Annotated in this window: 24 protein-coding genes, 1 tRNA gene and 1 pseudogene; 17 read left to right on the forward strand and 9 right to left on the reverse strand. The window is 68.2% G+C overall.

Going from position 1 to position 22,855, the window contains the following annotated elements; translation table 11 throughout:
• Nucleotides 1–59: 59 nt before the first annotated feature.
• The 6 genes from sufC (at nucleotide 60) to ASV56_RS17265 (ending at nucleotide 4,562) form a co-directional block, all read left to right on the forward strand.
• On the forward strand, nucleotides 60–815 hold the full coding sequence (gene sufC, locus ASV56_RS17240; RefSeq protein WP_062563190.1) for a Fe-S cluster assembly ATPase SufC: 756 nt from the start codon (nucleotides 60–62) through the stop codon (nucleotides 813–815).
• Nucleotides 815–2,149, forward strand: coding sequence for a SufB/SufD family protein (locus tag ASV56_RS17245; protein WP_082724891.1), 1,335 nt, complete (start codon nucleotides 815–817; stop codon nucleotides 2,147–2,149). The genes sufC and ASV56_RS17245 overlap by 1 nt, the downstream gene beginning before the upstream one ends.
• Nucleotides 2,122–2,646: a hypothetical protein gene (locus ASV56_RS17250; protein ID WP_062563372.1), complete on the forward strand. Its 525-nt coding sequence runs from the start codon at nucleotides 2,122–2,124 to the stop codon at nucleotides 2,644–2,646. Before ASV56_RS17245 ends, ASV56_RS17250 begins: the two co-directional genes overlap by 28 nt.
• The gene (locus ASV56_RS17255; RefSeq protein ID WP_062563191.1) at nucleotides 2,643–3,230 is read left to right on the forward strand and encodes a Yip1 family protein; all 588 of its coding nucleotides are present in this window, start codon (nucleotides 2,643–2,645) and stop codon (nucleotides 3,228–3,230) included. The genes ASV56_RS17250 and ASV56_RS17255 overlap by 4 nt, the downstream gene beginning before the upstream one ends.
• Nucleotides 3,227–4,438, forward strand: coding sequence for a cysteine desulfurase (locus ASV56_RS17260; RefSeq protein WP_062563192.1), 1,212 nt, complete (start codon nucleotides 3,227–3,229; stop codon nucleotides 4,436–4,438). The genes ASV56_RS17255 and ASV56_RS17260 overlap by 4 nt, the downstream gene beginning before the upstream one ends.
• A gap of 47 nt (nucleotides 4,439–4,485) precedes the next feature.
• A tRNA-Arg gene (locus ASV56_RS17265) sits at nucleotides 4,486–4,562 on the forward strand.
• 320 nt (nucleotides 4,563–4,882) lie between these two features.
• On the opposite strand, the gene purL is transcribed toward ASV56_RS17265, so the two are convergent.
• Nucleotides 4,883–7,054: a phosphoribosylformylglycinamidine synthase subunit PurL gene (purL, locus tag ASV56_RS17270; protein WP_062563193.1), complete on the reverse strand. Its 2,172-nt coding sequence runs from the start codon at nucleotides 7,052–7,054 to the stop codon at nucleotides 4,883–4,885.
• Between the two features lie 372 nt (nucleotides 7,055–7,426).
• Entirely contained in the window at nucleotides 7,427–8,347 is a 921-nt protein-coding gene (locus ASV56_RS17275; protein ID WP_062563194.1) for a LysR family transcriptional regulator, read from the reverse strand.
• A gap of 302 nt (nucleotides 8,348–8,649) precedes the next feature.
• On the opposite strand from ASV56_RS17275, the gene ASV56_RS17280 reads away from it, so the two are divergent.
• From ASV56_RS17280 to ASV56_RS17310, 7 genes are all read left to right on the forward strand, one after another.
• Nucleotides 8,650–9,462 (forward strand): glutamate racemase, encoded by an 813-nt coding sequence (locus tag ASV56_RS17280; protein WP_062563195.1) that lies wholly within the window; start codon nucleotides 8,650–8,652, stop codon nucleotides 9,460–9,462.
• A gap of 18 nt (nucleotides 9,463–9,480) precedes the next feature.
• Nucleotides 9,481–9,924, forward strand: coding sequence for a cytochrome c maturation protein CcmE (gene ccmE, locus ASV56_RS17285; RefSeq protein ID WP_062563196.1), 444 nt, complete (start codon nucleotides 9,481–9,483; stop codon nucleotides 9,922–9,924).
• 92 nt (nucleotides 9,925–10,016) lie between these two features.
• Entirely contained in the window at nucleotides 10,017–10,628 is a 612-nt protein-coding gene (locus ASV56_RS17290; protein ID WP_062563197.1) for a holin-associated N-acetylmuramidase, read from the forward strand.
• Entirely contained in the window at nucleotides 10,619–11,125 is a 507-nt protein-coding gene (locus ASV56_RS17295; protein ID WP_062563198.1) for a holin family protein, read from the forward strand. Before ASV56_RS17290 ends, ASV56_RS17295 begins: the two co-directional genes overlap by 10 nt.
• 102 nt (nucleotides 11,126–11,227) lie before the next feature.
• Nucleotides 11,228–13,186, forward strand: a complete 1,959-nt coding sequence (locus ASV56_RS17300; RefSeq protein WP_062563199.1) for a heme lyase CcmF/NrfE family subunit — start codon at nucleotides 11,228–11,230, stop codon at nucleotides 13,184–13,186.
• A 2-nt stretch (nucleotides 13,187–13,188) separates the two neighbouring features.
• The gene (locus ASV56_RS17305) at nucleotides 13,189–13,641 is read left to right on the forward strand and encodes a cytochrome c-type biogenesis protein (RefSeq protein ID WP_062563200.1); all 453 of its coding nucleotides are present in this window, start codon (nucleotides 13,189–13,191) and stop codon (nucleotides 13,639–13,641) included.
• A 68-nt stretch (nucleotides 13,642–13,709) separates the two neighbouring features.
• Nucleotides 13,710–14,480, forward strand: a complete 771-nt coding sequence (locus ASV56_RS17310; RefSeq protein WP_062563201.1) for an enoyl-CoA hydratase-related protein — start codon at nucleotides 13,710–13,712, stop codon at nucleotides 14,478–14,480.
• Here the strand turns inward: ASV56_RS17310 and ASV56_RS17315 are convergent.
• From ASV56_RS17315 to ASV56_RS17325, 3 genes are all read right to left on the reverse strand, one after another.
• The gene (locus ASV56_RS17315; RefSeq protein WP_062563202.1) at nucleotides 14,477–15,178 is read right to left on the reverse strand and encodes an NUDIX hydrolase; all 702 of its coding nucleotides are present in this window, start codon (nucleotides 15,176–15,178) and stop codon (nucleotides 14,477–14,479) included. The genes ASV56_RS17310 and ASV56_RS17315 overlap by 4 nt on opposite strands.
• Nucleotides 15,175–15,588: a DUF983 domain-containing protein gene (locus ASV56_RS17320; protein ID WP_062563203.1), complete on the reverse strand. Its 414-nt coding sequence runs from the start codon at nucleotides 15,586–15,588 to the stop codon at nucleotides 15,175–15,177. The genes ASV56_RS17315 and ASV56_RS17320 overlap by 4 nt, the downstream gene beginning before the upstream one ends.
• A gap of 100 nt (nucleotides 15,589–15,688) precedes the next feature.
• The gene (locus tag ASV56_RS17325; RefSeq protein WP_062563204.1) at nucleotides 15,689–17,092 is read right to left on the reverse strand and encodes a diguanylate cyclase; all 1,404 of its coding nucleotides are present in this window, start codon (nucleotides 17,090–17,092) and stop codon (nucleotides 15,689–15,691) included.
• A gap of 114 nt (nucleotides 17,093–17,206) precedes the next feature.
• On the opposite strand from ASV56_RS17325, the gene ASV56_RS17330 reads away from it, so the two are divergent.
• Nucleotides 17,207–17,476, forward strand: a complete 270-nt coding sequence (locus tag ASV56_RS17330; RefSeq protein ID WP_062563205.1) for a DUF3572 domain-containing protein — start codon at nucleotides 17,207–17,209, stop codon at nucleotides 17,474–17,476.
• 98 nt (nucleotides 17,477–17,574) lie between these two features.
• Nucleotides 17,575–17,952: a pore-forming ESAT-6 family protein gene (locus ASV56_RS17335; RefSeq protein ID WP_062563206.1), complete on the forward strand. Its 378-nt coding sequence runs from the start codon at nucleotides 17,575–17,577 to the stop codon at nucleotides 17,950–17,952.
• A 69-nt stretch (nucleotides 17,953–18,021) separates the two neighbouring features.
• On the opposite strand, the gene ASV56_RS17340 is transcribed toward ASV56_RS17335, so the two are convergent.
• Nucleotides 18,022–19,383 (reverse strand): aminotransferase, encoded by a 1,362-nt coding sequence (locus tag ASV56_RS17340; RefSeq protein WP_062563207.1) that lies wholly within the window; start codon nucleotides 19,381–19,383, stop codon nucleotides 18,022–18,024.
• 130 nt (nucleotides 19,384–19,513) lie between these two features.
• Between ASV56_RS17340 and ASV56_RS17345 the strand changes: the two genes are divergently transcribed.
• Nucleotides 19,514–19,954 carry a DUF2380 domain-containing protein gene (locus ASV56_RS17345; protein ID WP_062563208.1) on the forward strand — a complete coding sequence of 147 codons (441 nt, stop codon included), beginning with the start codon at nucleotides 19,514–19,516 and terminating at the stop codon, nucleotides 19,952–19,954.
• Here ASV56_RS17345 and ASV56_RS17350 read toward each other — a convergent pair.
• Complete coding sequence (locus tag ASV56_RS17350) at nucleotides 19,939–20,274, reverse strand: TfoX/Sxy family protein (RefSeq protein WP_062563209.1); 336 nt, start codon at nucleotides 20,272–20,274, stop codon at nucleotides 19,939–19,941. The two genes, ASV56_RS17345 and ASV56_RS17350, sit on opposite strands and share 16 nt — an antisense overlap.
• A 68-nt stretch (nucleotides 20,275–20,342) precedes the next feature.
• Here ASV56_RS17350 and miaB point away from each other — a divergent pair, with 68 nt between their 5' ends.
• Nucleotides 20,343–21,671 (forward strand): tRNA (N6-isopentenyl adenosine(37)-C2)-methylthiotransferase MiaB, encoded by a 1,329-nt coding sequence (gene miaB / locus ASV56_RS17355; RefSeq protein WP_062563210.1) that lies wholly within the window; start codon nucleotides 20,343–20,345, stop codon nucleotides 21,669–21,671.
• A gap of 7 nt (nucleotides 21,672–21,678) precedes the next feature.
• Here the strand turns inward: miaB and ASV56_RS17360 are convergent, their stop codons facing one another.
• Both ASV56_RS17360 and ASV56_RS17365 read right to left on the reverse strand, forming a co-directional pair.
• Nucleotides 21,679–22,080: a hypothetical protein gene (locus tag ASV56_RS17360; protein WP_062563211.1), complete on the reverse strand. Its 402-nt coding sequence runs from the start codon at nucleotides 22,078–22,080 to the stop codon at nucleotides 21,679–21,681.
• A 533-nt stretch (nucleotides 22,081–22,613) separates the two neighbouring features.
• Nucleotides 22,614–22,855: pseudogene (locus tag ASV56_RS17365) on the reverse strand (IS110 family transposase); the annotation flags it as partial.

A 22,855-nucleotide genomic window follows, 5' to 3' on the forward strand; every position in this document is an offset into this window, starting at 1 on the left:
CGACATGAACACAAGGGCGCCCGCCGCGCGCGCCGCCACGACCGTTTGAGGGAATAAAAATGCTGGAAATCAAGAACCTGCACGTCAAACTTGAAGACGAGGACAAGCAGATCCTGAACGGCGTCGACCTGACCGTGCCGGCGGGCGAGGTCCATGCGATCATGGGCCCGAACGGTTCGGGCAAGTCGACCCTGTCCTATGTGCTGTCGGGCCGCGACGGCTATCAGGTGACCGAGGGCGAGGCGAGCCTGGACGGCCACGACCTCTTGGACATGGAGCCCGAGGAGCGCGCGAGCGCTGGCCTGTTCCTGGCCTTCCAGTATCCGGTCGAGATCCCCGGCGTCGGCAACCTGACCTTCCTGCGCACGGCGCTGAATGCGCAGCGCAAGGCGCGCGGCGAGGAAGAGCTCAGCTCGGCCGAGTTCCTGAAGCTGGTGCGCGAAAAGGCCAAGACGCTGAAGATCGACGGCGAGATGCTGAAGCGCCCGGTGAACGTCGGCTTCTCGGGCGGCGAGAAGAAGCGCAACGAGATCCTGCAGATGGCCATGCTGGAGCCGCGCATGTGCATCCTGGACGAGACCGATTCGGGCCTGGACGTGGACGCCATGCGGCTGGTTGCCGATGGCGTGAACGCGCTGCGCTCGCCCGAGCGCAGCTTCCTGGTCATCACCCATTACCAGCGCCTGCTGGACCATATCAAACCGGACGTGGTCCACATCATGTCGGCCGGCCGCATCGTCAAGACCGGCGGCCCCGAGCTGGCGCTGGAGGTCGAGCGGAACGGCTATGGCGACCTGCTGGCGGAGGTCGGCTGATGGCGGACACGGCTGTTCTGTCGGCCCAGACCCCGGCGGTCGAGGGCAAGGCACGGCCCGGCGCCTCGGCGCTGTCGGCCCGGCTTGAGGCGCTGGACTTGCCGCAGGGCGGGTTCACCGCAGCCGCGCGCCGGGATGCGGCCGAGCGGCTCGCTTCCATGGGCCTGCCCGGCGCCCGCGACGAATACTGGCGCTATACCGACCCCGCGCCCTTCAACGCCCCGCGCCCCGAACCGCTGTCGGTGCCGGCGCGCGATGCCTCGCTGTTCAGCGACATCGACCGGCTGACGCTGGTTTTCGTCGACGGCGTCTTCGATGCCGCCGCCTCGGACGATCTGTCGGCCGAGGGCTTGCAGATCGAAAGCCTCGCCGCTGCCGACAGGGGTGCCGACCATTGGGCGGTCGGGCTTTACGGCACGCTGGAGGCCGCCGGCCAGGTCCCGGTCAAGCGGCCCTTCGCGGTGCTGAACACGCTCGCCGCCCGCGACGGGCTGTTGATCCGTGTCACCGGCCCGGTCTCGCGCCCGCTGCATGTGCTTTACCGCCGCCAGGACGCGGCGGCGGACGTGGTGCTGCACCATGTCGTCAAGCTCGAACCCGGCGCCGAGCTGACGCTGCTGGAAACCGGCGGCATCGGCGCCCGCTCGAACACGATGCTCGAGGTGGATCTGGCCGCGGGCGCGCGCTTCCACCACATCTCCAGCAAGCGTGCCGATGACGCCAAGCTGGGCATCGGCCACATCTTCGCCCGCGTGGGCGAGGGCGCGCTGTTCAAGTCCTTCGCGCTGTCGGTCAACGGCCGGATGATGCGCAACGAGGGCGTGATCGAGATCGCCGGCGACGATGCCGTGGCCCATATCGCCGCCGCCGTTCTGGGCGATGGCGACGAGGGTGCCTTCCACCACGACGACACCGTCTTCATCACCCATGCCGCCGAGCGCTGCGAAAGCCGCCAGGTGTTCAAGAAGGTGCTGAAGAACGGCGCGCATGGCATTTTTCAGGGCAAGATCCTGGTCAAGCCCGGCGCGCAGAAGACCGACGGCTACCAGATCAGCCAGGGGCTTCTGCTGGACGAGGGCAGCCAGTTCCTCGCCAAGCCCGAGCTGGAAATCTATGCCGACGACGTGAAGTGCTCGCATGGCTCGACCACCGGCGCGCTGGACGAGACGGCGATGTTCTACCTGCGCTCGCGCGGCGTGCCCAGGGAACAGGCCATCGTGCTGCTGGTCCTGTCCTTCCTGGCCGATGCGCTGGCCGAGATCGAGAATGACGAGCTGCGCGACGCCATCCTGGTCCGGCTGGACGAATGGCTGACCACCCGCGCCAAGGGCTGACGGCCAAGGTGGCACAGGCCGGGATCGTCCCCAGGATCGTGCAAAGCTGGTGGGCACCCGGCCGGGTCGTCGCCGGCCTGCGCGGCCTGCCCGAGCGCGGCCTGATCGCCGTTTTGATGGCGGCGATGCTGGTGTTCCTGATCGCTCAGGCCCCCGGGCATCAGCGGGCGGCGCAGCTCGACCCCTCGGTGCCGTTCGATGCGCGCATGGGGGGCGCGCTGCTGGCGGTGATGTTCATGATGCCGCTGCTGGCCTATGCCGTGGCGGCGCTGGTCTCGGCGCTGTCGCGTCTGGCGGGGCGGCCGGTCGCGCCCGGCAATTCCCGGCTGGCGCTGTTCTGGGCGCTGCTCGCGGTGGCGCCGGCCATGCTGCTGGCCGGCCTGACCGAGGGGCTGGTCGGCCCCGGCGCGGCGCTGAGCCTGACCCGGGGTCTGGCGGGCCTGGGCTTTCTGGTGATATGGGGCGCGGGACTGCGCGCATTGGCGGGGAACGGATGACTTCGGGCGATCTTGGCGATCTGGTGGTGCTGACCCTGCGCAGGCCCGAGGCGGCGCTGCAGGTTCTGCGCCGGCTGGCGCTGCCGATGTCGGCGCGCTGGACGCTGCTTCTGCTGGCGGTGACGCTGTCCACGCTGCTCGCCTGCCTGTCGCTCATGCTGTTCCCGGTCGAGTTCGACAATGCGCTGTCGCGCCTGCTGTCGCATCCGCTGACGCTGGCCGGAGTGCAGTTCGGCGCCATGGTCGGCTCGGCGCTGATGATGGCACAGGTCGGCCGCTGGTTCGGCGGCCAGGGCGATTTCGCCGATGCGCTGCTGGTCGTGGCCTGGGTCGAGCTGTTGCTGGTCGGGCTGCAGGCGGTGCAACTGGTAATGACGCTGCTGTTCCCGGCCACGGCGGCGCTGCTTTCGATCCTGGCCTTCGGGCTGTTCCTCTATCTTGCCGTGACCATGACCAAGGCGCTGCACGGCTTCACCAGCACCGCCAAGGTGGTGGTGGGCCTGGTCGGCAGCCTGTTCGTCCTGGGCTTCGTGCTGTCGCTTTTCGCGGCGGCCTTCGGCATCGTCCCCGAGGTGACTCCATGAGCTTCGACATCGACACGGTCCGGGCCGATTTCCCGATCCTGTCCACGCAGGTGAACGGTCGCCCGCTGGTCTATCTGGACAATGGCGCCAGCGCGCAGAAGCCGCGCCAGGTGATCGACGCCATCACCCGCGCCTATGAGGGCGAATATGCCAACGTCCACCGCGGCTTGCATTATCTTTCGAACCTCGCGACCGAGAATTACGAACGGGTGCGCAGCATCATCGCCCGCTTCCTGCACGCGCCGCATGAGAACGAGGTGATCTTCACCTCGGGCGCGACCGAGGGCATCAACCTGGTCTCCTATGGCTGGGCCGCGCCGCGGCTTCAGGCCGGCGACGAGATCCTGCTGTCGGTGCTGGAGCATCACGCCAATATCGTGCCCTGGCATTTCCTGCGCGAGCGCCAGGGCGTGCAGCTGAAATGGGTCGAACCCGAGCCCGACGGCAGCCTGCCGGCCGAGAAGGTGCTGGCCGCCATCGGCCCGCGCACCAAGCTGATCGCCGTCACCCATATGTCGAACGTGACCGGCACCGTGGTCGATGTCGGCGCCATCGCGCGCGGAACCTCGGTGCCGGTGCTGGCCGACGGCAGCCAGGCCGCGGTGCATATGCCGGTGGACCTGGGCGCGCTCGGCGTCGATTTCTACTGCATCACCGGGCACAAGCTCTATGGCCCCTCGGGCTCGGGCGCGATCTGGATCCGCCGCGAGCGCCAGGCCGAGATGCGGCCTTTCATGGGCGGCGGCGACATGATCCGCATCGTGACCCGCGACGCCGTCGACTATGCCGACCCGCCCCTGCGCTTCGAGGCCGGCACCCCCGGCATCGTCAACCAGATCGGCCTGGGCGCGGCGCTGGAATATCTGATGAGCCTCGGGATGGAGAACATCGCCGCGCATGAACGCGGCTTGCGCGACTATGCCCGCGAGCGGCTGCGCAGCCTGAACTGGCTGGCCATGCAGGGCGATGCGCCGGACAAGGGCGCGATCTTTTCGCTGACCATGCAGGGCGCGCATGCGCATGACATCTCGACCATCCTCGACAAGCGCGGCATCGCCGTCAGGGCCGGGACGCATTGCGCCATGCCGCTTCTGGACTTCTTCGGCGTCACGGCCACGGCGCGGGCGAGCTTTGCCATGTACAACACCCGGGCCGAGGTCGATGCGCTGGTCGACGGTTTGGGCTTCTGTCACGAGCTTTTCGCCTGAACCCCATTGCAGAGCCGCGCGTTTGCGGCTAATCAACACGGGCTCGCGGTCCCATAGCTCAGCTGGATAGAGCGCTACCCTCCGAAGGTAGAGGCCACACGTTCGAATCGTGTTGGGACCGCCATTTTCTCCATAAGTCGCTGAAATCCGGGCATCCTGCGTCGCCTTGCCGTGGCGCAAGGCAAAGGCTGGCAAGCCCCGCTCAGGGCAGGAGCGGGGCTTGATCTGGCCGCCGATCTCAGGGAGGAACGATCCGCGGCCCCTGGGTGACTGATGCATGATCCGTCTCCGCTGGCTCATCTGGGCACGGCGCGGGCAAAGCGGAATGGGTGGGATTACCTATGACGCAGCGTCAACGGCGCGAATTCTTATCCACGGCTGCAATCGGTGCATGAAAAACCCGGCCATCGCGGGGCGGCGGCCGGGCTCATCGGTCGGAAAGGCTCAGGCCAGTTCCAGGTTCAGAGCCTTTTCGAAGGCGCCGCGATACAGCTGCGACAGTTCCGCCAGCGGGGCGCTGTCGCCGCCCAGCGTCACCAGATCGCCCCCGAAGCGGCCGACGCGGGCCAGGGTCACGCCGGCAGTCTGCGCGGCTTCGGCCAGCTTGGCGGCATTCCCGGCGGTGCAGGCGACCAGGTAGCGCGCCTGGTCTTCACCGAAGAGTTGGCCGATTTCGGCGGCATCCAGCGTCACGCCCAGCCCGGCGGCTTCGGCCAGTTCAAAGGCCGCCAGCGCCAGCCCGCCATCCGACAGGTCGGTCACGGCACTGAACAGCTTGCCGTTGGCGCGGATGAATTCGCCATGCCTGCGCTCGGCCGCCAGATCGACCGGCGGGGCGTCGCCAGCCTCGATGCCGAAAGCCTCGGCCGCCAGCGCCGACTGGCCCAGGTGGCCGGCCGTCTCGCCCAGGACCAGCGCCACGTCGCCCTCGGCGGGCAGGCCGGCGATCAGATCGTCCAGATTGGCGATCAGCCCGACGCCGCCGATGGTCGGGGTCGGCAGGATGCCCTTGCCGTCGGTCTCGTTGTAAAGCGAGACGTTGCCCGAAACGATGGGGAAATCCAGCGCCGCGCAGGCCTCGCCAATGCCCTCGATGGCGCCGACGAGCTGGCCCATGATCTCGGGCTTCTCGGGATTGCCGAAGTTCAAGTTGTCGGTCGTGGCCAGGGGCAGGGCGCCGCAGGCGCAGAGGTTGCGATAGGCCTCGGCCACCGCCTGCTTGCCGCCCTCATAGGGGTTCGCCTTGACATAGCGCGGGGTCACGTCGCTGGTGAAGGCCAGCGCCTTGCCGCTGCCATGCACCCGCACCACGCCGGCGCCCAGCCCCGGGCGGCGCACGGTGTCGGCGCCGACCTGGGTGTCGTATTGCTCCCAGACCCAGGCCTTGTGCGCATGGCTGGGCGAGCCGATCAGCGCCCGCAGCGCCGCGATGGGCCGGATCGCCGGCAGTGCGGGCATCGGCGCTGCCGCCGGGGTCGGCACCCAGGGGCGGTCGTATTCCGGCGCGCTGGACGACAGTTTCGACAGCGGCAGGTCGGCCTTGACCTCGTTGCCGTGGATGATCAGGAAACGGTCCTCGGCGATGGTCTCGCCGACGATGGCGAAGTCCAGGTCCCATTTTTCGAAGATCGCCCGCGCCTCGGCCTCCTTTTCGGGTTTCAGCACCATGAGCATGCGCTCCTGGCTCTCGGACAGCATCATCTCGTAAGCCGTCATGGCGGTTTCGCGCTGCGGCACGGCGTCCAGCACCAGCTTGATGCCCAGGCCGCCCTTGTCGCCCATCTCGACGGCCGAGCAGGTCAGCCCGGCCGCGCCCATGTCCTGGATCGAGATCACGCTGTCGGTCTGCATCAGCTCCAGGCAGGCCTCCAGCAGGCATTTCTCGGTGAAGGGGTCGCCGACCTGCACCGTGGGGCGCTTTTCCTCGATGCTGTCGTCGAACTCGGCCGAGGCCATGGTGGCGCCGCCGACGCCGTCGCGCCCGGTCTTGGCACCGAGGTAGACCACCGGCATGCCGACGCCCGAGGCGGCCGAATAGAAGATCTTGTCGGCATCGGCGAGGCCGGCCGCAAAGGCGTTGACCAGGCAATTGCCGTCGTAAGAAGCATGGAACCGCACCTCGCCGCCCACGTTCGGCACGCCGAAGGCATTGCCATAGGCGCCGATGCCCTCGACCACGCCCTTGACCAGATGCGCGGTCTTGGAATGCTCGGGCCGGCCGAAGCTCAGCGAATCCATGGCGGCGATGGGCCGGGCGCCCATGGTGAAGACGTCGCGCAGGATGCCGCCGACGCCGGTCGCGGCGCCCTGGTGCGGCTCGATATAGCTCGGGTGGTTGTGGCTCTCCATCTTGAAGACCACAGCCTGGCCGTCGCCGATGTCCACCACGCCCGCATTCTCGCCCGGGCCGCAGATCACCTGCGGGCCGGTGGTGGGCAGGGTGCGCAGCCATTTCTTCGAGGATTTGTAGGAGCAGTGCTCGTTCCACATCGCCGAGAAGATGCCAAGCTCGGTGAATGTCGGCTCGCGGCCGATGATCTCCAGGATGCGCTGGTATTCATCGGGCTTGAGGCCATGCGCGGCGATCAATTCCTGGGTGATCTGCGGTTCTAGCATGCTGGCGCCCCCTTTGCCCGGTTTCCCCGGCCTTTTAAGCGGCGCGCGGCCATTAGGAAAGGCCCTGCGCGCAGCCGATACGACGAAGAACTGCCCGGGCTTTCTCTGTTTTCCAAATACCCCGCCGACCGCGCCGCGCGCGCGATGCCCGCCGCTTGGGAAAGAGCAAAAAAAAGCCGGGCATGAAGCCCGGCTCAAGTCCAACAGGGAGGTTGAAGGTGATGAGAGTTTCCTCATGATCACCGCCTTCGAGAGTGGAAATATGTGCAGAGTGCGAACGGTTCAAGGCGCAAATGCCGGTGGCCGCACATGGCCGATATGCATTCTGCGAATATCTCGGGCAGGGCGCTTGCCGCACCGCCCGTCCGGCGGTCACTTGTCGGACGGATGCGCCGCCTCTTCCTCGCTCTGCTGCTTGCGGATCGCCTGGATCTCTTCCAGCACGAAGTCGCGGAAGGCGGTGACCCGGCGCGAGGTGCGCAATTCCTCGGGGAACGCCAGGAAGACCGGCACCTCGCCGGATTCGATCGCCGGCAAGACCCTGACCAGGTTCGGGAAATCCGGCGTCAGATAGTCCGGCAGCACGCCGATGCCGACATGGTTCAGCACGCCCTGCAACACGCCGAAGTAATTGTTCACCATCAGCGTCGAGGTCATGTTCAGCCCCAGCAGCATCTGCGACAGCACCGCGCCCGAGCTGACCTGCGGCGTCTGCGGGTTCTGGCAGATCAGCCGGTGCGGGACCAGATCCTCCATGGTCTGCGGCACGCCGGCCTTGGCCAGGTATTCCCGTGTGGCATAAAGCCGCATGCGGATGTTCAGCAGCCGGCGCCGGATCAGATCCTGCTGGTTCGGCTCCTTCATGCGGATCGCCACGTCGGCCTCGCGCATGGGCAGGTCCAGCACCCGCTCTTCCAGCATCAGGTCGATCTTCAGGTCCGGATAGCGCTCATAGAGCTTGGCCAGCCGCGGCACCAGCCAGAGCGTGCCGAAGCCGGTGGTGGTCGTGACCTTGAGCTCGCCGAAGACGTTCTCCTCGCTGTCGCGGATGCGGGCGGCGGTGGTGTCGAGCTTGCGCACCATCGAGGAGGTGGCCTCGAACAGCAATTCGCCCTGCTCGGTCAGGATCAAGCCGCGGGCGTGACGGTGAAACAGCGTGGTCGCCAGCGAATCCTCCAGCGCGCGGATCTGGCGGCTGACGGCGGATTGCGACAGGTGCAAAACATCGCCCGCATGGGTCAAACTCCCAGCGTCGGCGACGGCGTGAAATATTCTTAATTTATCCCAATCCATAACAGTGCTTTCTTGCGGCATCAGCCATGCAATCCGTGCAACCCTTATCACAGAAGATAGGGTGAACAACCCTGCAAAACGCCAACAAATCCGTTAATCCGGCAGCATGAGTGACCCATTATGGCACTGCGCTGCCTATCCCTGCGCCGGGCGCCGGATCAGCGGGCAGAATGCTGCCGCACAACCCCGATTCGGGCCCGTCGTCTTGAGCGGCGGACGATATGCCGCGCCTGACATAAATCATGGCAATCCGCCGCCGCGCAGCCTAAACAAGGCGCGTCGCGAGCAAGGGGAGACGAGCCATGGCGGTAGGGGTATTCGATTCGGGTCTGGGCGGGCTGACCGTGCTGGGCGCCGTCGCCGCCCGCCTGCCGGAACTGCCGCTGGTCTATCTGGGCGACAACAAGCACACCCCTTACGGCGTGCGCGATGCCGAGGACATCTTCAACCTGACCTGCGCCGGCGTCGAGCGGCTGTGGGAAGATGGCTGCGACCTGGTGATCCTGGCCTGCAACACCGCCTCGGCCGCGGCGCTGAAGCGCATGCAGGAGAAATGGCTGCCCGATGACAAGCGCGTGCTGGGCGTCTTCGTGCCGATGATCGAGGCGCTGACCGAGCGTCGCTGGGGCGACAATTCGCCGCCGCGCGAGGTCGCGGTCAAGCATGTGGCGCTGTTCGCCACCCCGGCCACCGTCGCCAGCCGCGCCTTCCAGCGCGAATTGGCCTTCCGCGCCATCGGCGTCGATGTCGAGGCCCAGCCCTGCGGCGGCGTGGTCGACGCCATCGAGATGGGCGACGAGATCCTGGCCGAGGCGCTGGTGACCAGCCATGTCGAGGCGCTTTTGCGCCGCATGCCGCATCCCGAGGCGGCGATCCTGGGCTGCACGCATTATCCCTTGGTCCAGGCTGCCTTCCAGAAGGCGCTGGGGCAGAATGTGACGGTCTATTCGCAACCGAACCTGGTGGCCGAGAGCCTGGACGACTATCTGAAACGCCATCCGCAGATGCTGGGCGCGGGCACGGTCTCGCGCTTCCTGACCACCGGCGACCCCGAGCGCGTCTCGGGGAAGGCCACGCAGTTCCTCCGCCATCCGATCAGGTTCGAAAGCGCCTGAACATGGAAAGCCATTCCAATGAAATCGCTTAAGAAAAAGCGTAGAATCCAGGTCCTGATCGCCGCCGCCGTCGCGCTGCTGCTGGCCGTCGCGCTGATCGGCTACGGCTTCCGCGACGGCATCAACCTCTATCGCTCGCCCAGCCAGATGGCCGAGAGCCCGCCCTCGGCCGGCGAGGTGTTCCGCCTGGGCGGGCTGGTCAAGGAGGGCACGCTGATCCGCGGCGCCAGCGAGACCGTCAGCTTCAGCGTCACCGACGGCGGCGCCTCGATCCCGGTGCGCTTTACCGGCGTGCTGCCCGACCTGTTCGCCGAGGGCCAGGGCATGATCGGCACCGGCCGGATGGAGGGCGACACCTTCGTCGCGACCGAGATCCTGGCCAAGCACGACGAAAGCTACATGCCGCGCGAGGTCATCGACTCGCTCAAGGAACAGGGCGTCTACGAGGACCCGAACTCCTGACGCTCCGACTTCCCGACGCAACGCGCGCCCGGTTAACGAGAGGTTAACCGCGTCACCGCAGCCTTGGCCCGCTTCAGGCAAGGGGGCTGTGGATGAAGACGGTCGAGGAAATCGCGGCGGAAATCGTCGCGCGTGAGGGGGGCTACGTCAACGACCCCGACGATCCGGGCGGGGCGACGAATTACGGCGTGACGCTGGCGACGCTGCAAAGGCTGGGGATCGACAGGACCGGCGACGGCAGGGTGGACGTCGCCGACGTCAAGGCGCTGACCCGCGCCGATGCGGCGCGCATCTATGTCGAGCATTACTTCCGCCGGCCGCGGCTGGCGGAACTGCCGGCTTCGGTGCAGGCCTCGGTCTTCGACATGTATGTCAATGCCGGCACCAACGCGGTCAAGATCCTGCAGCGGCTGGTGACGCGGATGGGCTTTCCAGCCACGGACGACGGTATGGTCGGGCCGGCGACGATCCGCGCCGCGACCCAGGCCGACTTGGCGGCGCCGGGCTATTTCGCCGACGCCTATGGCATCGCGCGGCGCAATTATTACTACGCCCTTGGCGATGCGCGGCCGGCCAGCCGCAAATACGCCCGCACCAAGGCCGGCGGCAAGGGCGGCTGGATCACCCGGGCCGAGGAGTTCATCTCGGCCAAGTATCACCTGACGGCGGCCGAGCATCGGGCGAGGGTGGCGACATGGGGGTGATGGACCGTTTTCTGGGCGCCGGCACCGCCGTCACCACGGTCGCCAATGCCGCGACCGGCGTGGCCGAGGTGTTCCGCGAGAACGCGACCCGGCGCATGGAGCTGGACGAGGAAGCCTATGCCCGCGCCATGGCCCAGCTGACCGGCGAATTCGCCGCCCAGCCGCGCGGCTGGTTCGACGGGCTGATGAACGGGCTGAACCGGATGCCGCGGCCGCTGCTGACCTTTGGCACCATCGGCCTCTTCGTCTATGCCATGGCCGAGCCGGTGGGCTTCGGCCTGCGCATGCAGAACCTGAACCTGGTACCCGAGCCGCTGTGGTGGCTGCTGGGTGCCATCATCAGCTTCTACTTCGGCGCGCGCGAGGCGCATTACTTTCGCAGCCGCCCGATGATGCGCAGCGCCGCACCGATGACGCTGGCCGCCTTGCCCGAGGGCGATACCTTCGAGGACAACCCGGCGCTGCGCGACTGGGCGGCGGCGCAGGCCGAGCATTAGCAGCGCAGCACTAGCGCCTCTGTGACAACCTGACGGGCGCGGGGGGCTGGCTTGCCGCCCGCGCCCCGGCTATTCTCTGGCCCAGCCATCCGGAGAAAGCCCATGATCGTCGAAATCGGCCATTTCGCCCTGATCCTCGCCTTTGGCGTGGCGATCTTCCAGATGATCGTGCCCATGGTCGGCGCCGCGCGCGGCTGGAGCGGCTGGATCGACAGCGCAAGGCCCGCCGCGCTGGCGCAATTCGGGCTGATCGCGATTTCCTTCGTGGCGCTGACGCTGGCCTTCGTCAGCTCGGATTTCTCGGTCCTGCTCGTCTATGAGAATTCGCATACCGCCAAGCCCATGCTCTACAAGATCAGCGGCGTCTGGGGCAATCACGAGGGCTCGATGCTGCTCTGGGTGCTGATCCTGTCGCTGTTCGGCGCCGCCGCCGCCACCTTCGACGCCAACCTGCCGCCCCGGTTGCGGGCGCGGGTGCTGTCGGTGCAGGCCGCGATCGGCGTGGCCTTCCTGGGCTTCATCCTGTTCACCTCGAACCCGTTCCTGCGCATCGAGGCGCCGCCCTTCGACGGCCGCGACCTGAACCCGCTGCTGCAGGACCCCGGCCTCGCCTTCCACCCGCCGTTCCTCTATCTCGGCTATGTCGGGCTTTCGATGGCCTTCAGCTTTGCCGTCGCCGCCCTGATCGAGGGAAGGGTCGATGCCGCCTGGGCGCGCTGGGTCCGGCCCTGGACGCTGGCTGCCTGGATCTTCCTGACCATCGGCATCGCGCTGGGGTCGTGGTGGGCCTATTACGAGCTTGGCTGGGGCGGCTTCTGGTTCTGGGACCCGGTCGAGAACGCCAGCTTCATGCCCTGGCTGATCGCGGCGGCGCTGCTGCATTCCGCCATCGTCGTCGAAAAGCGCGAGGTGCTGAAAAGCTGGACCATCCTGCTGGCGATCATGGCCTTCGGCTTTTCGCTGATCGGCACCTTCATCGTGCGCTCGGGCGTCATCACCTCGGTGCACAGCTTCGCCAGCGACCCCGAGCGCGGCGTCTTCATCCTGGCGATCCTGGGGCTGTTCGTCGGCGGTGCGCTGACGCTCTACACCTTCCGCGCGCCGGCGATGCAGGCCAAGGGCGTCTTCGCCCCGGTCTCGCGCGAGGGCGCCCTGGTGCTGAACAATATCCTGCTGGCGGTTGCGGCCTTCGTGGTCTTCATCGGCACGGTCTGGCCGCTGGTGGCCGAGATGGCCTGGGACAAGAAGCTGTCGGTGGGCGCGCCCTTCTTCGAAAAGGCCTTCACCCCCTTCATGCTGGCCCTGGCGATCGTCCTGCCGCTGGGCGCGATCCTGCCGTGGAAGCGCGGCAAGCTGAAGCGGGCGCTGCTGCCCCTGCGCGGTGCCCTGGCCTTCGCGGCGGCCGTGGCGGCGCTGGTCTTTGCCGTGTCGACCGGGCATTCGGCGCTGGCGGTGATCGGCGCCGGCCTGGGCGCCTGGCTTCTGGGCGGCGCGGCGGTGGACCTGTGGCTGCGCACCGGCAATTCGGGGCTGTCGCGGCTGGCGCGGCTGCCGCGCGCCGATTGGGGCAAGGCCATCGCCCATGGCGGGCTGGGCGTGACCTTCATCGGCATCAGCCTGCTGATGGCCTGGCAGGTCGAGGACATCCGCGTGGCGCAGGTCGGGCAGCCCTTCACCGTCGCCGGCTACGAGATCACGCTGGAGAAGGTCGAGGAACGGCCCGGCCCGAACTATGACGCCACCATCGCCACCATGCGCGTCAGCAAGAACGGCCGCCAGGTCGCGCTGCTGCACCCGGAAAAGCGGGTCTATCCGGTGCAGGCCATGCCGACGACCGAGGCGGCGATTCAGAACGGCCTGTTCCGTGACCTCTACCTGGTCATCGGCGATCCGCAGCAGGGCGGCGGCTGGGCGGTGCGCAGCTATGTGAAACCCTTCGCCAGCTGGATCTGGCTCGGCTGCGCGCTGATGGCGCTTGGCGGGCTGGTCAGCCTGTCGGACCGGCGCTATCGCGTCGCCGCCGGCGCCCGGCGCGGCATCGTCGCCCAACCGGCGGAGTGAGCATGCGCGCGCTGATCCTGGCCCTGTCGCTGCTGATCGCCCTGCCGGCCCTGGCCGTGCAGCCCGACGAGGTGCTGTCCGATCCCGCGCTGGAGGCCCGCGCCCGCGAGATCTCCAAGGTGCTACGCTGCCCGGTCTGCCAGGGCGAGACCATCGACGAATCGAATGCGCCGATCAGCCGCGACCTGCGGCTCTATCTGCGCGAGCGGCTGGTCGCCGGCGACAGCGACGATGCGGCGGTCGCGGCGGTGGTGGACCGCTTCGGCGAATATGTCCTGTTCCAGCCGCCGGCGCGCGGCGTGAACTGGCTGCTCTATCTCGCCGGGCCGGTGATGGCCTTGCTGGCGCTGCTCACGGGCTGGCGTTTCATCCGCTCGCGCCGCCCGGCCGAGGAGCGCACCGAGACGCTCAGCGCCGAGGAAAAGGCCCGGCTCGACCAGATCATGCGCGACTGACGTGAGGTCCGGGCTTTTCGCCGGTGCCGGCCTTGGGGCAGGATGGCGGGCAAAAGCAGGGGGACCGCATGAGCTTTCAGACCATCGCAGTGACGCATCAGGACGGCATGACCCGGTTGGTCCTGGACCGGCCCGAGGTGATGAACGCGCTGAACCGCACAATGCGGGCCGAGATCGTGGCGGCGCTGACCGACCTGCCGCAGGGCACCCGCTGCGTGGTGCTGACCGGGACGGGGCGGGCCTTCTGCTCGGGCCAGGACCTGACCGATGCCACCGGCGGCTTCGACGTGGAAACCATCCTGCGCGAGGAATACGAACCGATGCTCGCCGCGATCCGCGAGGCGCCGGTGCCGGTGATCGCGGCGGTGAACGGCACCGCGGCGGGGGCGGGGGCAAACCTGGCGCTGGCCGCCGACGTGGTCATCGCCTGCGAAAGCGCCAGCTTCGTGCAGGCCTTCAGCCGCATCGGGCTGATCCCCGACGCCGGCGGCACCTATATCGTGCCGCGCGCCGTGGGCCAGGCGCGGGCCATGGGCATGATGCTGTTCGCCGACCGCATCCCGGCCGCGACGGCCGCCGCCTGGGGCCTGATCTGGGAAGCCGTGCCGGACGCCGAATTCGAGGCGGTCATCGCCGCCCGGGCCCGCACGCTGGCCGAGGGGCCGACCGCCGCCTTCATGGCGATCCGTGCCGCGCTGCGCGCCTCGGCGGGCAACGACATGGCGGCGCAGCTTGGCGTCGAGGCACGGTTGCAGGGCGAGATGGCCCGCACCGCCGATTTCGCGGAAGGCGTCTCGGCCTTCCTGGAAAAGCGCGCGCCGCGGTTTCGGGGCCGCTAACCGATCCGCATGAAGCGCGGGTGGGCGTCGCGGTTGTCGAAGAACGGCACCGACTCGGGCGCGCGCAGCGGCCCGCCGCCGGCCCGGGCGATGATGCCCGCAAGCTCGGCCAGCACCACCTCGGTGATGAAGGGCAGGTCCAGCGCCCGCGCCTCGGCCAGGGGCACCCAATGCAGATGCGACAATTCGTCGCAGGCGCCGGCAAAGTCGTGGCGGTCGCCATGCAGATGCTCGGCATCCAGCAGCAGGAAGCGGGCATCGAATCGCCGCGGCCGGCCCGGCGGCGTGATGGCGCGGAACAGATAGATCAGCGCCGAGGCATCGGGGGAAAGCCCGGCGCCGGCGTAATGGTCCCAGCCCTCGGGCGCGGCGCCGGGATGGCCGGTCAAGAGCCCGGTCTCCTCGGCCAGTTCGCGCAGGGCGGCGGCGGCCAGGGCATGCGGATCGCTGGCGGCACCCGGGCGCGGCTCGGCGGCCAGCCGGGCGGCGGTCTCGGGCGCAAGGCCGGCGCCCAGCCGGGCCGCGGCATCGTCGGCATCGACCGCGCCGCCGGGAAAGACGTATTTCGATGGCATGAACACCGCCGCGGCGCCGCGCTGGCCCATCAGCACCGAAGGGCCGGCGGCTGCATGGCGGTCCAGCACCACCACCGTCGCCGCATCGCGGATCGGGATTTCGGCAGGGGTTTCGGCACTCACGGCGCGCTGGCCTCGAGGTGCGTCGCGCTTTCGCCGAAGCCATGCATGCGCCGCGCCCATTGGAAGCCGACGAAGCCGCCCTTGATGCGCGGCAGCAGGAGCAGCGACAGGATCACCGCGCCCAGGCCGAAGCCGATCAGCATCGACATGGCCGAGGGCCGATACATCATGTAGATCGCCAGCAGCAGCGGCGCGCCCAGATGCGAGACCAGCAGGATGGTCAGATAGGCCGGGCCGTCGTCGGCGCGCTGGTGGTGCAGCGCCTCGTCGCAATGGGCGCAAGCGCCGTTCACCTTGAGATAGCCGCTGAAGAGCCGGCCTTGGCCGCAGGCGGGACAGCGCCCCAGCGCGGCGCGCAGCATCGCCTGCTTGATCGGACGGTCCGCGGTTTCGGCGGCGGCATGGGGCATGGGCGCGCTCCTCTCGTGCTTGGCCCATATCTAGGGCATGGGCGGGCCGATGAAAAGTCCGCCTTGCCGCGCGGCGAAACGTCGCAGGCCGCAAGCGGGCTCAGGCGGCGATCATCTGCGGCGCGATGACGATGCGGTTGCGCCCCGAGGATTTCGCGGCAAGCAGCGCCCGGTCGGCACTGGCAAGCAGGCTCTCGGGGTCGGGGGCGGCCTGCTGCGGCGCGCGGGCCTCGCCGATCGCCACGCCGACCGAGACCGTCACCCCCAGCTCGGCGCTGTCGCAACCGGCGGGCAGGCGCACCGGCGCCGCCATCACCGCCTGGCGCAGATCCTCGGCCACGCGGCGGGCGGTGCGGACCGGGCAATCGGGCAGCACGGCCAGGAACTCCTCGCCGCCGATGCGGGCCAGCACCGCATCCTCGGGCAGGGCCGCGGCCAGGCGCGAGGCGACCTCGGCCAGCACCGCGTCGCCGGCGGGATGGCCGTGGATGTCGTTCACCCGTTTGAAGCGGTCCAGGTCCAGCAGCATCACGGCCAGGTCGCGCTGACGCTCCTGCGCCTCGAAGGCCAGTTCCGACAGCCGGGGCAGGGCGAAGCGGCGGTTGTGCAGCCCGGTCAAGGGATCGGTCATGGCGAAATGCATGTTGCGCCGCGTCTCGTTGCGGCGCCGGTCGGCCTCGTGCTTGCGGGCCAGCTGGGTTTGCAGCCGCACCGCCGCCTCGGCGGCGAAATGCGGCGCGGCCAGATCCCAGGGCAGCACGTCGCCGGCGCCCAGGTCCAGCGCCACCGGCATCATCTCGGCCCGTTCGGGGCGCAGCGCGACGACGAAGCCCGCGTCGCGCGAATGCGGGCGCGAGCGCAGTTCCGAGAGCAGCCGCAGCCCGTCGCCGGATTGGCGGATGTCGGCGGCGATCAGGTAAAGCTCGGCCACCTTGCCGGCGGCGGCCTCGGCCAGCGCCCGTTCGGGGTCGCTGACCGAGATGGCGAAATCCACCCGCGCCTGCAGGGCATGGCGCCAGCCCAGCGCCGTGGCGGGCTGGTCGGCGACGAAGACCGCGCGCGGCCGCGGATCGTGCAGGAAGGCGGCCGCCGGCTCGGCCATGCCGGGCGCGGGTTCGAATCCCGCCGTCTCGAACCCCGCCGCTTCGTGCCGCATCAGCCCGCGGATGCGGGCAAGCAGCGTCAGCTCGTCGCCATCCGGGTCGATCAGCGCCGAGGCCCCGGCCCGCAGCGCCGCGACCCGATCCTCGCCCTGCGCCAGCACCAGCACCGGCATGTCGCCGCCCTGCGGCAGCGCCCGCAGCGCCGCGCAGAGCATCGGGCCGCCGATATCGGGCAGGCCGGTGCCGATCAGCACGATCTGCGGATGGATCAGCCGCGCCATGCGCAGCGCCTCCTGCCCCGAGGCGGCGGTCGCCACCTCGTAGCAGGCCGAACTCAGCCGCACCTTCATGGTGATGCGGTTGGTCGGCGCGCCGTCGACGACAAGAATCCTTCCGGCCATGCTTTCGCCCGCTTTACACCTGCTGCGCTGCCGAGCATCTTGCGCGACAATGGTTAACAAATCCTTTCCAGCCGGCAGGAAAATGCCGGGACCCAGCACAAGGACGGCACAGGCATGACAGCGGGCGAGGCGCGTGACATCGCGGACAGGGGCTTTGCGCATCTGGCGGGCGACCCGGACCTGGTGCAGGCGCTGCTGGCGCAATCGGGCTGCGACGCGGCCGGGCTGCGCGCCATGGCGGCGCAGCCGGAATTCCCGGTCTTCGTGCTGGATTTCCTGCTGGAGCAGGACCAGCGCGTGCTGGATTTCGCCCAGGCCGCCGGGCTGCGCCCCGAGCGGGTGCAGATGGCGCGCGCCGTGCTGGGCGGCGGCGATCCGTGGTGAACCGATCCGTCTAGGTGAATCTGCGCATTGCGGCGGCCGCGCGCATCGGCCTGAATGGACCACCGGCTGCGGCCGGCCGAATTCAGGAGGTTGATCCGATGAAACGCATTTCCGTCCCCACGCTGGCGCTGGCGCTTTTCGCCGGGGCTGCCGTTGCGCAGACCGCGCCCAGCCCGGACATGGCGGTGGCTGCGGCCAAGAACCAGCTGGGTGTGCTGGAATATTGCCAGACCGAAGGCCATATCGACGGCACCGCCATCGAGACCCAGACCAGGATCATGGCGATGTTCCCGGCCGCCCAGGTCGAAGCGGCGGTCGAGGCCAGCTATGAAAAGGGCAAGGCCGGCACCGTCAGCGCCATGGGCGTCGAGCAGTCGCTGGCCGATGCCGCCAAGGCCCAGAGCGCCGACGAGGCCGCGCTGTGCAAGCAGATCGCCCAGGCGGTCGAGCAGGCGGCGGCGCAACTGCCGAAATAAGCCTGCAATCATGGCAAAGCGCCCCCGAAAGCGATCCGGGGGCGCTTTTTCATACCGGCTCCGTCGCGCTCAGGCGACCTCGGCAAAGACCTTGTCGAGCGCCTGTTCCAGCTTTTCGAACATCTCGTCCATCTGGCCCTCGGTCAGGATGAAGGGCGGGCACAGCACCACCGACTGCCCCAGCGGACGGCAGATCAGGCCCAGGTCGGTGCAGGTATTGGCGATGCGCTCGCTGACCGACAGATTGGCCTCGAACGGAGTTTTCGTGGCCTTGTCGCGCACCGCCTCCAGCGCCCACATGAAGCCCACGCCGCGATATTCGCCGATATTCGGCTTTTCGGCCAGACGCTTCAGCCCCGCCTCGAGGCGCGGAGCGAGGCGCTTCACGTTCTCGGCCAGGCCCTCGTTCATCACCACGTCGATGGCCTTCAGCGCGATGGCGCAGCCGACCGGATGGCCCGAGGCGGTGAAGCCATGCGGGAATTCCTCGATCGCCTCGACCGCCGCCTGCACGCGGCCGGCCAAGTCCGGGCCGAGGATCACCGCGCCCATCGGAAAGAACCCCGCCGTGAGGTTCTTCGAGGAAATGATCGCGTCGGGGATAAAGCCATAGGTCTGGCAGCCCCAGGTGTTGCCGGTGCGCCCGAAGCCGCAGATCACCTCGTCCGAGATCATCGGGATGCCGTATTTCTTCAGGATCGGCTGGACCGCCTGGAAATAGCCATTGGAGGGCGGGATGACCCCGCCCGCGCCCATCACCGGCTCGGCGAAGAAGCCGGCGATGGTGTCGGCGCCCTCGCGCTGGATGGTTTCTTCAAGCTCGCGCGCCAGCCGGGCGGTGAACTGCTCCTCGGTCTCGCCCGGCTCGCCAAAGCGCCAGTAATGCGGGCAGGTCAGGTGAATGAAGCCCGGCAGCGGGAGGCCGAAGACCTCGTTATAGGGCTTGCCGGTCATGCTGGCCGAGACCGCCGTGACGCCGTGATAGGCATTCCAGCGCGTCAGGATCTTGCGCTTCTGCGGATTGCCCTCGGCGGCGTGCAGGAACCACAACAGCTTGACCATGGTGTCGTTCGCCTCGGAGCCCGAGTTGGTGTAGAACACCTTGCCGCTGGCGAAGGGCGAGACCTCGACCAGCTTCTCGGACAGCATCACCGTCTGGTCGGACATGCGGCCGAAGAAGGCGTGATAGCCCGGGAACCGCTCGTATTGCGCCTTGGCCGCGTCGATCAGCCCGCGGTGGTCGAAGCCCGCGACCATGTTCCACAGGCCCGAATTGGCATCCAGGTAGCGCCGGCCATGGACATCGACGACATAGGGCCCCTCGCCATGCGTCAGCACCACCGTGCCGCGCTGGTGGATGCTCGGCATGTCGGTGAAACCATAGAGCGAGAATTCCTCGGCCCTGGCTTCCCAGCTTTGCGGTTGGTTCATCGCGGCCTCCTCAAGCGTGCGTCGGGGCCGAGGCTAGCCGGGCCGCGGCAGCGGTTCAATGGGGCGCGACCTTGGTCCGGCTTGCCGCAGCGGTCGCCGCGGCGCAGGATGGCGGCAGGGGGAAAGGCTCATGCGGAAACTGCTCTTGGCACTGGCGCTGCTGCCCGGGATGGCGCAGGCCGAGGCGCTGCTGATCGCGCCGGTGAAACTGCTCGATACCTCGCACGAGGCGCGCGACCAGACGGCCGAACACGCCCGGCGCCAGGCGCTGCTGGCCGAGGTCCTGGCAGCCGAGATGTCGGCCAGCCTGTTGCCCGCCGAGGCGGTGGCCGAGGCCTGTCCGCAGGAAACCGCCGATTGCCTGGTCTCGCTGCTGCGCGAACGCGGCGCGGATCGCGGGCTGTTCATCGTAGTGCAAAAGGCCAGCACGCTGATCCTGCAGGTCTTTGCCAGCCTGGTGGACCTCGAGGCCGGCAAGCTCATCACCCACGAGGAACTGAACTTCCGCGGCGACAACGACGAATCCTGGCGCCGCGCCGGCGTCTTTCTGGCCCGTCAGCTGCGCGACTGAGGCGCGATCAGCCCGATCTCGCGCAGCGCCGCCTCGATGGGCGTCATGCCACCCCCGCGCGTCGCCTTGACCAGCGCGTCGAAGCGCGCGCGCAGCGCGGCCTTCTCGGGCCCGCGACAGTCGTTCCAGGGCCGGCCCTGCAACGACATGTGCAACACGTAATACCAGATGAAATGCGGCCGCGTGCCGGCGCGCAGCATGGCGGCATAGGCGTCATGCGCCCCCATGGCGCGCAGCGTCTCGGCATCCGCCACGCCGGCCTCGCGCAGCGCCTGCGCGGTCGCCGGGCCGATATTCGGGATGCTGGTCAGGTCCGTCATCTTGCGCCCGCACTTTCCAAGTCCCGCATCTTGCTGTATCAGCGCCGCATCCTCAAGGACAGCGCGGCATGACGGACCAAGCCAAGACCCCGGCGGCGAAGAAGCTTTTCATCAAGACCTACGGCTGCCAGATGAACGTCTATGACAGCCAGCGCATGGCCGAGGCCATGGGCGCCGAGGGCTATGTCCTGACCGAGAACCAGGCCGAGGCGGACATGGTGCTGCTGAACACCTGCCACATCCGCGAAAAGGCCGCTGAGAAGCTGTATTCCGACCTCGGCCGGCTGAAGCCCCTGAAGGCCGAGCGCCCCGACCTGAAGATCGGCGTCGCCGGCTGCGTGGCCCAGGCCGAAGGCGCCGAGATCCAGCGCCGCATGCCCATCGTCGATCTGGTCGTCGGCCCGCAGGCCTATCACCGCCTGCCGGCCATGGCCCGCGCCGGCGGCGGCGTCGACACCGAATTCCCGGCCGAGGACAAGTTCGAGCATCTGCCGAAGCCCGCCGCGACCCGGCGCGCGCCCGCCGCCTTCCTGACCGTGCAGGAGGGCTGCGACAAGTTCTGCGCCTTCTGCGTGGTGCCCTATACCCGCGGCGCCGAGGTCTCGCGCCCCGTCAGCCGCATCCTGGCCGAGGCCCGCGACCTGGTATCGCGCGGCGTGCGCGAGATCACGCTTCTGGGCCAGAACGTCAACGGCTGGCACGGCGAGGGGCAAGGCGGCGAATGGGGCTTCGGCCGGCTGATTCGCGCCCTGGCGGAAATCGACGGGCTCGACCGCATCCGCTATACCACCAGCCACCCGAACGACATGGCCGACGACCTGATCGAGGCGCATCGCGACGAGCCGAAGCTGATGCCCTATCTGCACCTGCCGGTGCAATCGGGCAGCGGCCGCATCCTCAAGGCGATGAACCGCAAGCATACGGTCGCGGAATACCTGCGGCTGATCGACCGCATCCGCGACGCGCGGCCCGACATCATGCTGACCTCGGATTTCATCGTCGGCTTCCCGGGTGAGACCGACCAGGACCATCAGGACACGCTGGACCTGGTGGCGCGGGTGAATTTCGGCACCGCCTTCAGCTTCAAATATTCGCCGCGTCCCGGCACGCCCGCCTATGAGCGGCCCGAGGTCGACAGCGACCTGGCCGACGCCCGGTTGCAGGAATTGCAGGCGCTGCTGAGCCGCCAGCAGAAGGCCGCGCAGCAGGGCATGGTCGGGCGCGAGCTGTCCGTGCTGTTCGAGAAACCGGGTCGCCTGCCGGGCCAGATGGTCGGCAAGTCGGATTACCTGCACGCGGTCTTCGTCGAGGCGCCCCGGGCGCAGGTCGGCGACCTGCTGCGGGTGCGCATCACCGCCAGCGCGCCGAATTCGCTGGCGGGCGAGCTGGTCGGCTGAGCGCGGCCTATTTGCCGTTCAGCGCGTCCAGTTCCGGGAACTTGTTCCAGGGCACGTCGCTGCGGTTGCAGATCGGATGGTCCAGCTCTCCGCCGATGGGCTTGCCGTCGCGCAGCGGGATGCCGATGCTATGCACGCCGGTATAGACGCCCTTGACGTTCTTGCTGTCGGCGCGGACGCAGACGCCTTGCACGCCATTGCCGAAATTCGCGACATTCGAGATCTCGGCATAGCGGATCGAGGCCGGGTCATAGGCCACCCGCGCCGCCCCCTCGACCAGCAGCGCCCGCAGCTCCGGGCTGGGCGGGGTCGAGCGGGCGATGATCTCGCCATAGCGGTCGCCCTCCTGGCTTGCGCAACCCGCCAGCAACAGCAGGCTCGCCGCAAGGGTCATGCCGGTCTTTTTCATCTGCCCATCCTCGCTCGGTGATCTTCGCTGCCGAGGCTAACGGTCTTTCTTCGCGAAGGAAAGCCCGCGGCGAGCGCCTCGAAAGTTTCTGGAGTTCGGCGGTATTGCATTGAAAAAATGGCAGAAACGGAGAAGTTAAGCATGGCTGTCAGGTAGCATGCTATGCTTTATAATGCTCTTAAAGAGCCGCATGCGGATCCAGGGTCAGGACTTCGGTAACGGGGTCGTCCCAGTCAAGCGGTTTTGCGCATACGGGATGTGCCGCCGGAGCGCGCGGTCTTGTTCTTTGAGAAAGTGATCTGCTTCCCTGTTCGGCAGCCTTCGCCTGAGATCGACCCGGGTGCATGCTTCGGTCCGTGGTCAGCGCTGTGGCTGCCAACATGATGCTGGTTCAATGCAATTCCGATGTGCCCATCTCATTGGCGTGCTCGATACGATCGGCATCAGTCCTGAGCACGGCATCACCGGAACCGCGTCCCGTGGGGACCTCGAAGGCCCGCGATCAGGCGGGCAGCAGTCTGGAATCTGTGTCTTCAGCCGGCATGAAGCACGGGAATGTCAAAACGGAAGTCGGTGTCATCCTTCCACATCCGGTGCAGGATCACGGCGATGCGGCGGGCCAGCGCAACCATCGCGCGCTTGGCACCCCGACGGCGCGCAAGTTTTGCCGCCCAGGTTCGCAGCCAGCTCGCCCGTCCACGATGCATCATGACGGTTGCGGCCTGGCACAGCGCGCGTCGAAGGTTGACGTCGCCTGCCTTGGTGATCCCGCCCG

Origin of the sequence: Paracoccus aminovorans (assembly GCF_001546115.1) — a bacterium.
Classification (GTDB): Bacteria; Pseudomonadota; Alphaproteobacteria; order Rhodobacterales; family Rhodobacteraceae; genus Paracoccus; species Paracoccus aminovorans_B.

What these genes read in the sequence shown, in the direction of transcription:
- sufC (WP_062563190.1), top strand. Translation starts at nt 60, where the DNA reads ATGCTGGAAATCAAGAACCTGCACGTCAAACTTGAAGACGAGGACAAG.
- ASV56_RS17245 (WP_082724891.1), top strand. Translation starts at nt 815, where the DNA reads ATGGCGGACACGGCTGTTCTGTCGGCCCAGACCCCGGCGGTCGAGGGC.
- ASV56_RS17250 (WP_062563372.1), top strand. Translation starts at nt 2,122, where the DNA reads ATGGCTGACCACCCGCGCCAAGGGCTGACGGCCAAGGTGGCACAGGCC.
- ASV56_RS17255 (WP_062563191.1), top strand. Translation starts at nt 2,643, where the DNA reads ATGACTTCGGGCGATCTTGGCGATCTGGTGGTGCTGACCCTGCGCAGG.
- ASV56_RS17260 (WP_062563192.1), top strand. Translation starts at nt 3,227, where the DNA reads ATGAGCTTCGACATCGACACGGTCCGGGCCGATTTCCCGATCCTGTCC.
- purL (WP_062563193.1), bottom strand. Translation starts at nt 7,054, where the DNA reads ATGCTAGAACCGCAGATCACCCAGGAATTGATCGCCGCGCATGGCCTC.
- ASV56_RS17275 (WP_062563194.1), bottom strand. Translation starts at nt 8,347, where the DNA reads ATGGATTGGGATAAATTAAGAATATTTCACGCCGTCGCCGACGCTGGG.
- ASV56_RS17280 (WP_062563195.1), top strand. Translation starts at nt 8,650, where the DNA reads ATGGCGGTAGGGGTATTCGATTCGGGTCTGGGCGGGCTGACCGTGCTG.
- ccmE (WP_062563196.1), top strand. Translation starts at nt 9,481, where the DNA reads ATGAAATCGCTTAAGAAAAAGCGTAGAATCCAGGTCCTGATCGCCGCC.
- ASV56_RS17290 (WP_062563197.1), top strand. Translation starts at nt 10,017, where the DNA reads ATGAAGACGGTCGAGGAAATCGCGGCGGAAATCGTCGCGCGTGAGGGG.
- ASV56_RS17295 (WP_062563198.1), top strand. Translation starts at nt 10,619, where the DNA reads ATGGGGGTGATGGACCGTTTTCTGGGCGCCGGCACCGCCGTCACCACG.
- ASV56_RS17300 (WP_062563199.1), top strand. Translation starts at nt 11,228, where the DNA reads ATGATCGTCGAAATCGGCCATTTCGCCCTGATCCTCGCCTTTGGCGTG.
- ASV56_RS17305 (WP_062563200.1), top strand. Translation starts at nt 13,189, where the DNA reads ATGCGCGCGCTGATCCTGGCCCTGTCGCTGCTGATCGCCCTGCCGGCC.
- ASV56_RS17310 (WP_062563201.1), top strand. Translation starts at nt 13,710, where the DNA reads ATGAGCTTTCAGACCATCGCAGTGACGCATCAGGACGGCATGACCCGG.
- ASV56_RS17320 (WP_062563203.1), bottom strand. Translation starts at nt 15,588, where the DNA reads ATGCCCCATGCCGCCGCCGAAACCGCGGACCGTCCGATCAAGCAGGCG.
- ASV56_RS17325 (WP_062563204.1), bottom strand. Translation starts at nt 17,092, where the DNA reads ATGGCCGGAAGGATTCTTGTCGTCGACGGCGCGCCGACCAACCGCATC.
- ASV56_RS17330 (WP_062563205.1), top strand. Translation starts at nt 17,207, where the DNA reads ATGACAGCGGGCGAGGCGCGTGACATCGCGGACAGGGGCTTTGCGCAT.
- ASV56_RS17335 (WP_062563206.1), top strand. Translation starts at nt 17,575, where the DNA reads ATGAAACGCATTTCCGTCCCCACGCTGGCGCTGGCGCTTTTCGCCGGG.
- ASV56_RS17340 (WP_062563207.1), bottom strand. Translation starts at nt 19,383, where the DNA reads ATGAACCAACCGCAAAGCTGGGAAGCCAGGGCCGAGGAATTCTCGCTC.
- ASV56_RS17345 (WP_062563208.1), top strand. Translation starts at nt 19,514, where the DNA reads ATGCGGAAACTGCTCTTGGCACTGGCGCTGCTGCCCGGGATGGCGCAG.
- ASV56_RS17350 (WP_062563209.1), bottom strand. Translation starts at nt 20,274, where the DNA reads ATGACGGACCTGACCAGCATCCCGAATATCGGCCCGGCGACCGCGCAG.
- miaB (WP_062563210.1), top strand. Translation starts at nt 20,343, where the DNA reads ATGACGGACCAAGCCAAGACCCCGGCGGCGAAGAAGCTTTTCATCAAG.
- ASV56_RS17360 (WP_062563211.1), bottom strand. Translation starts at nt 22,080, where the DNA reads ATGAAAAAGACCGGCATGACCCTTGCGGCGAGCCTGCTGTTGCTGGCG.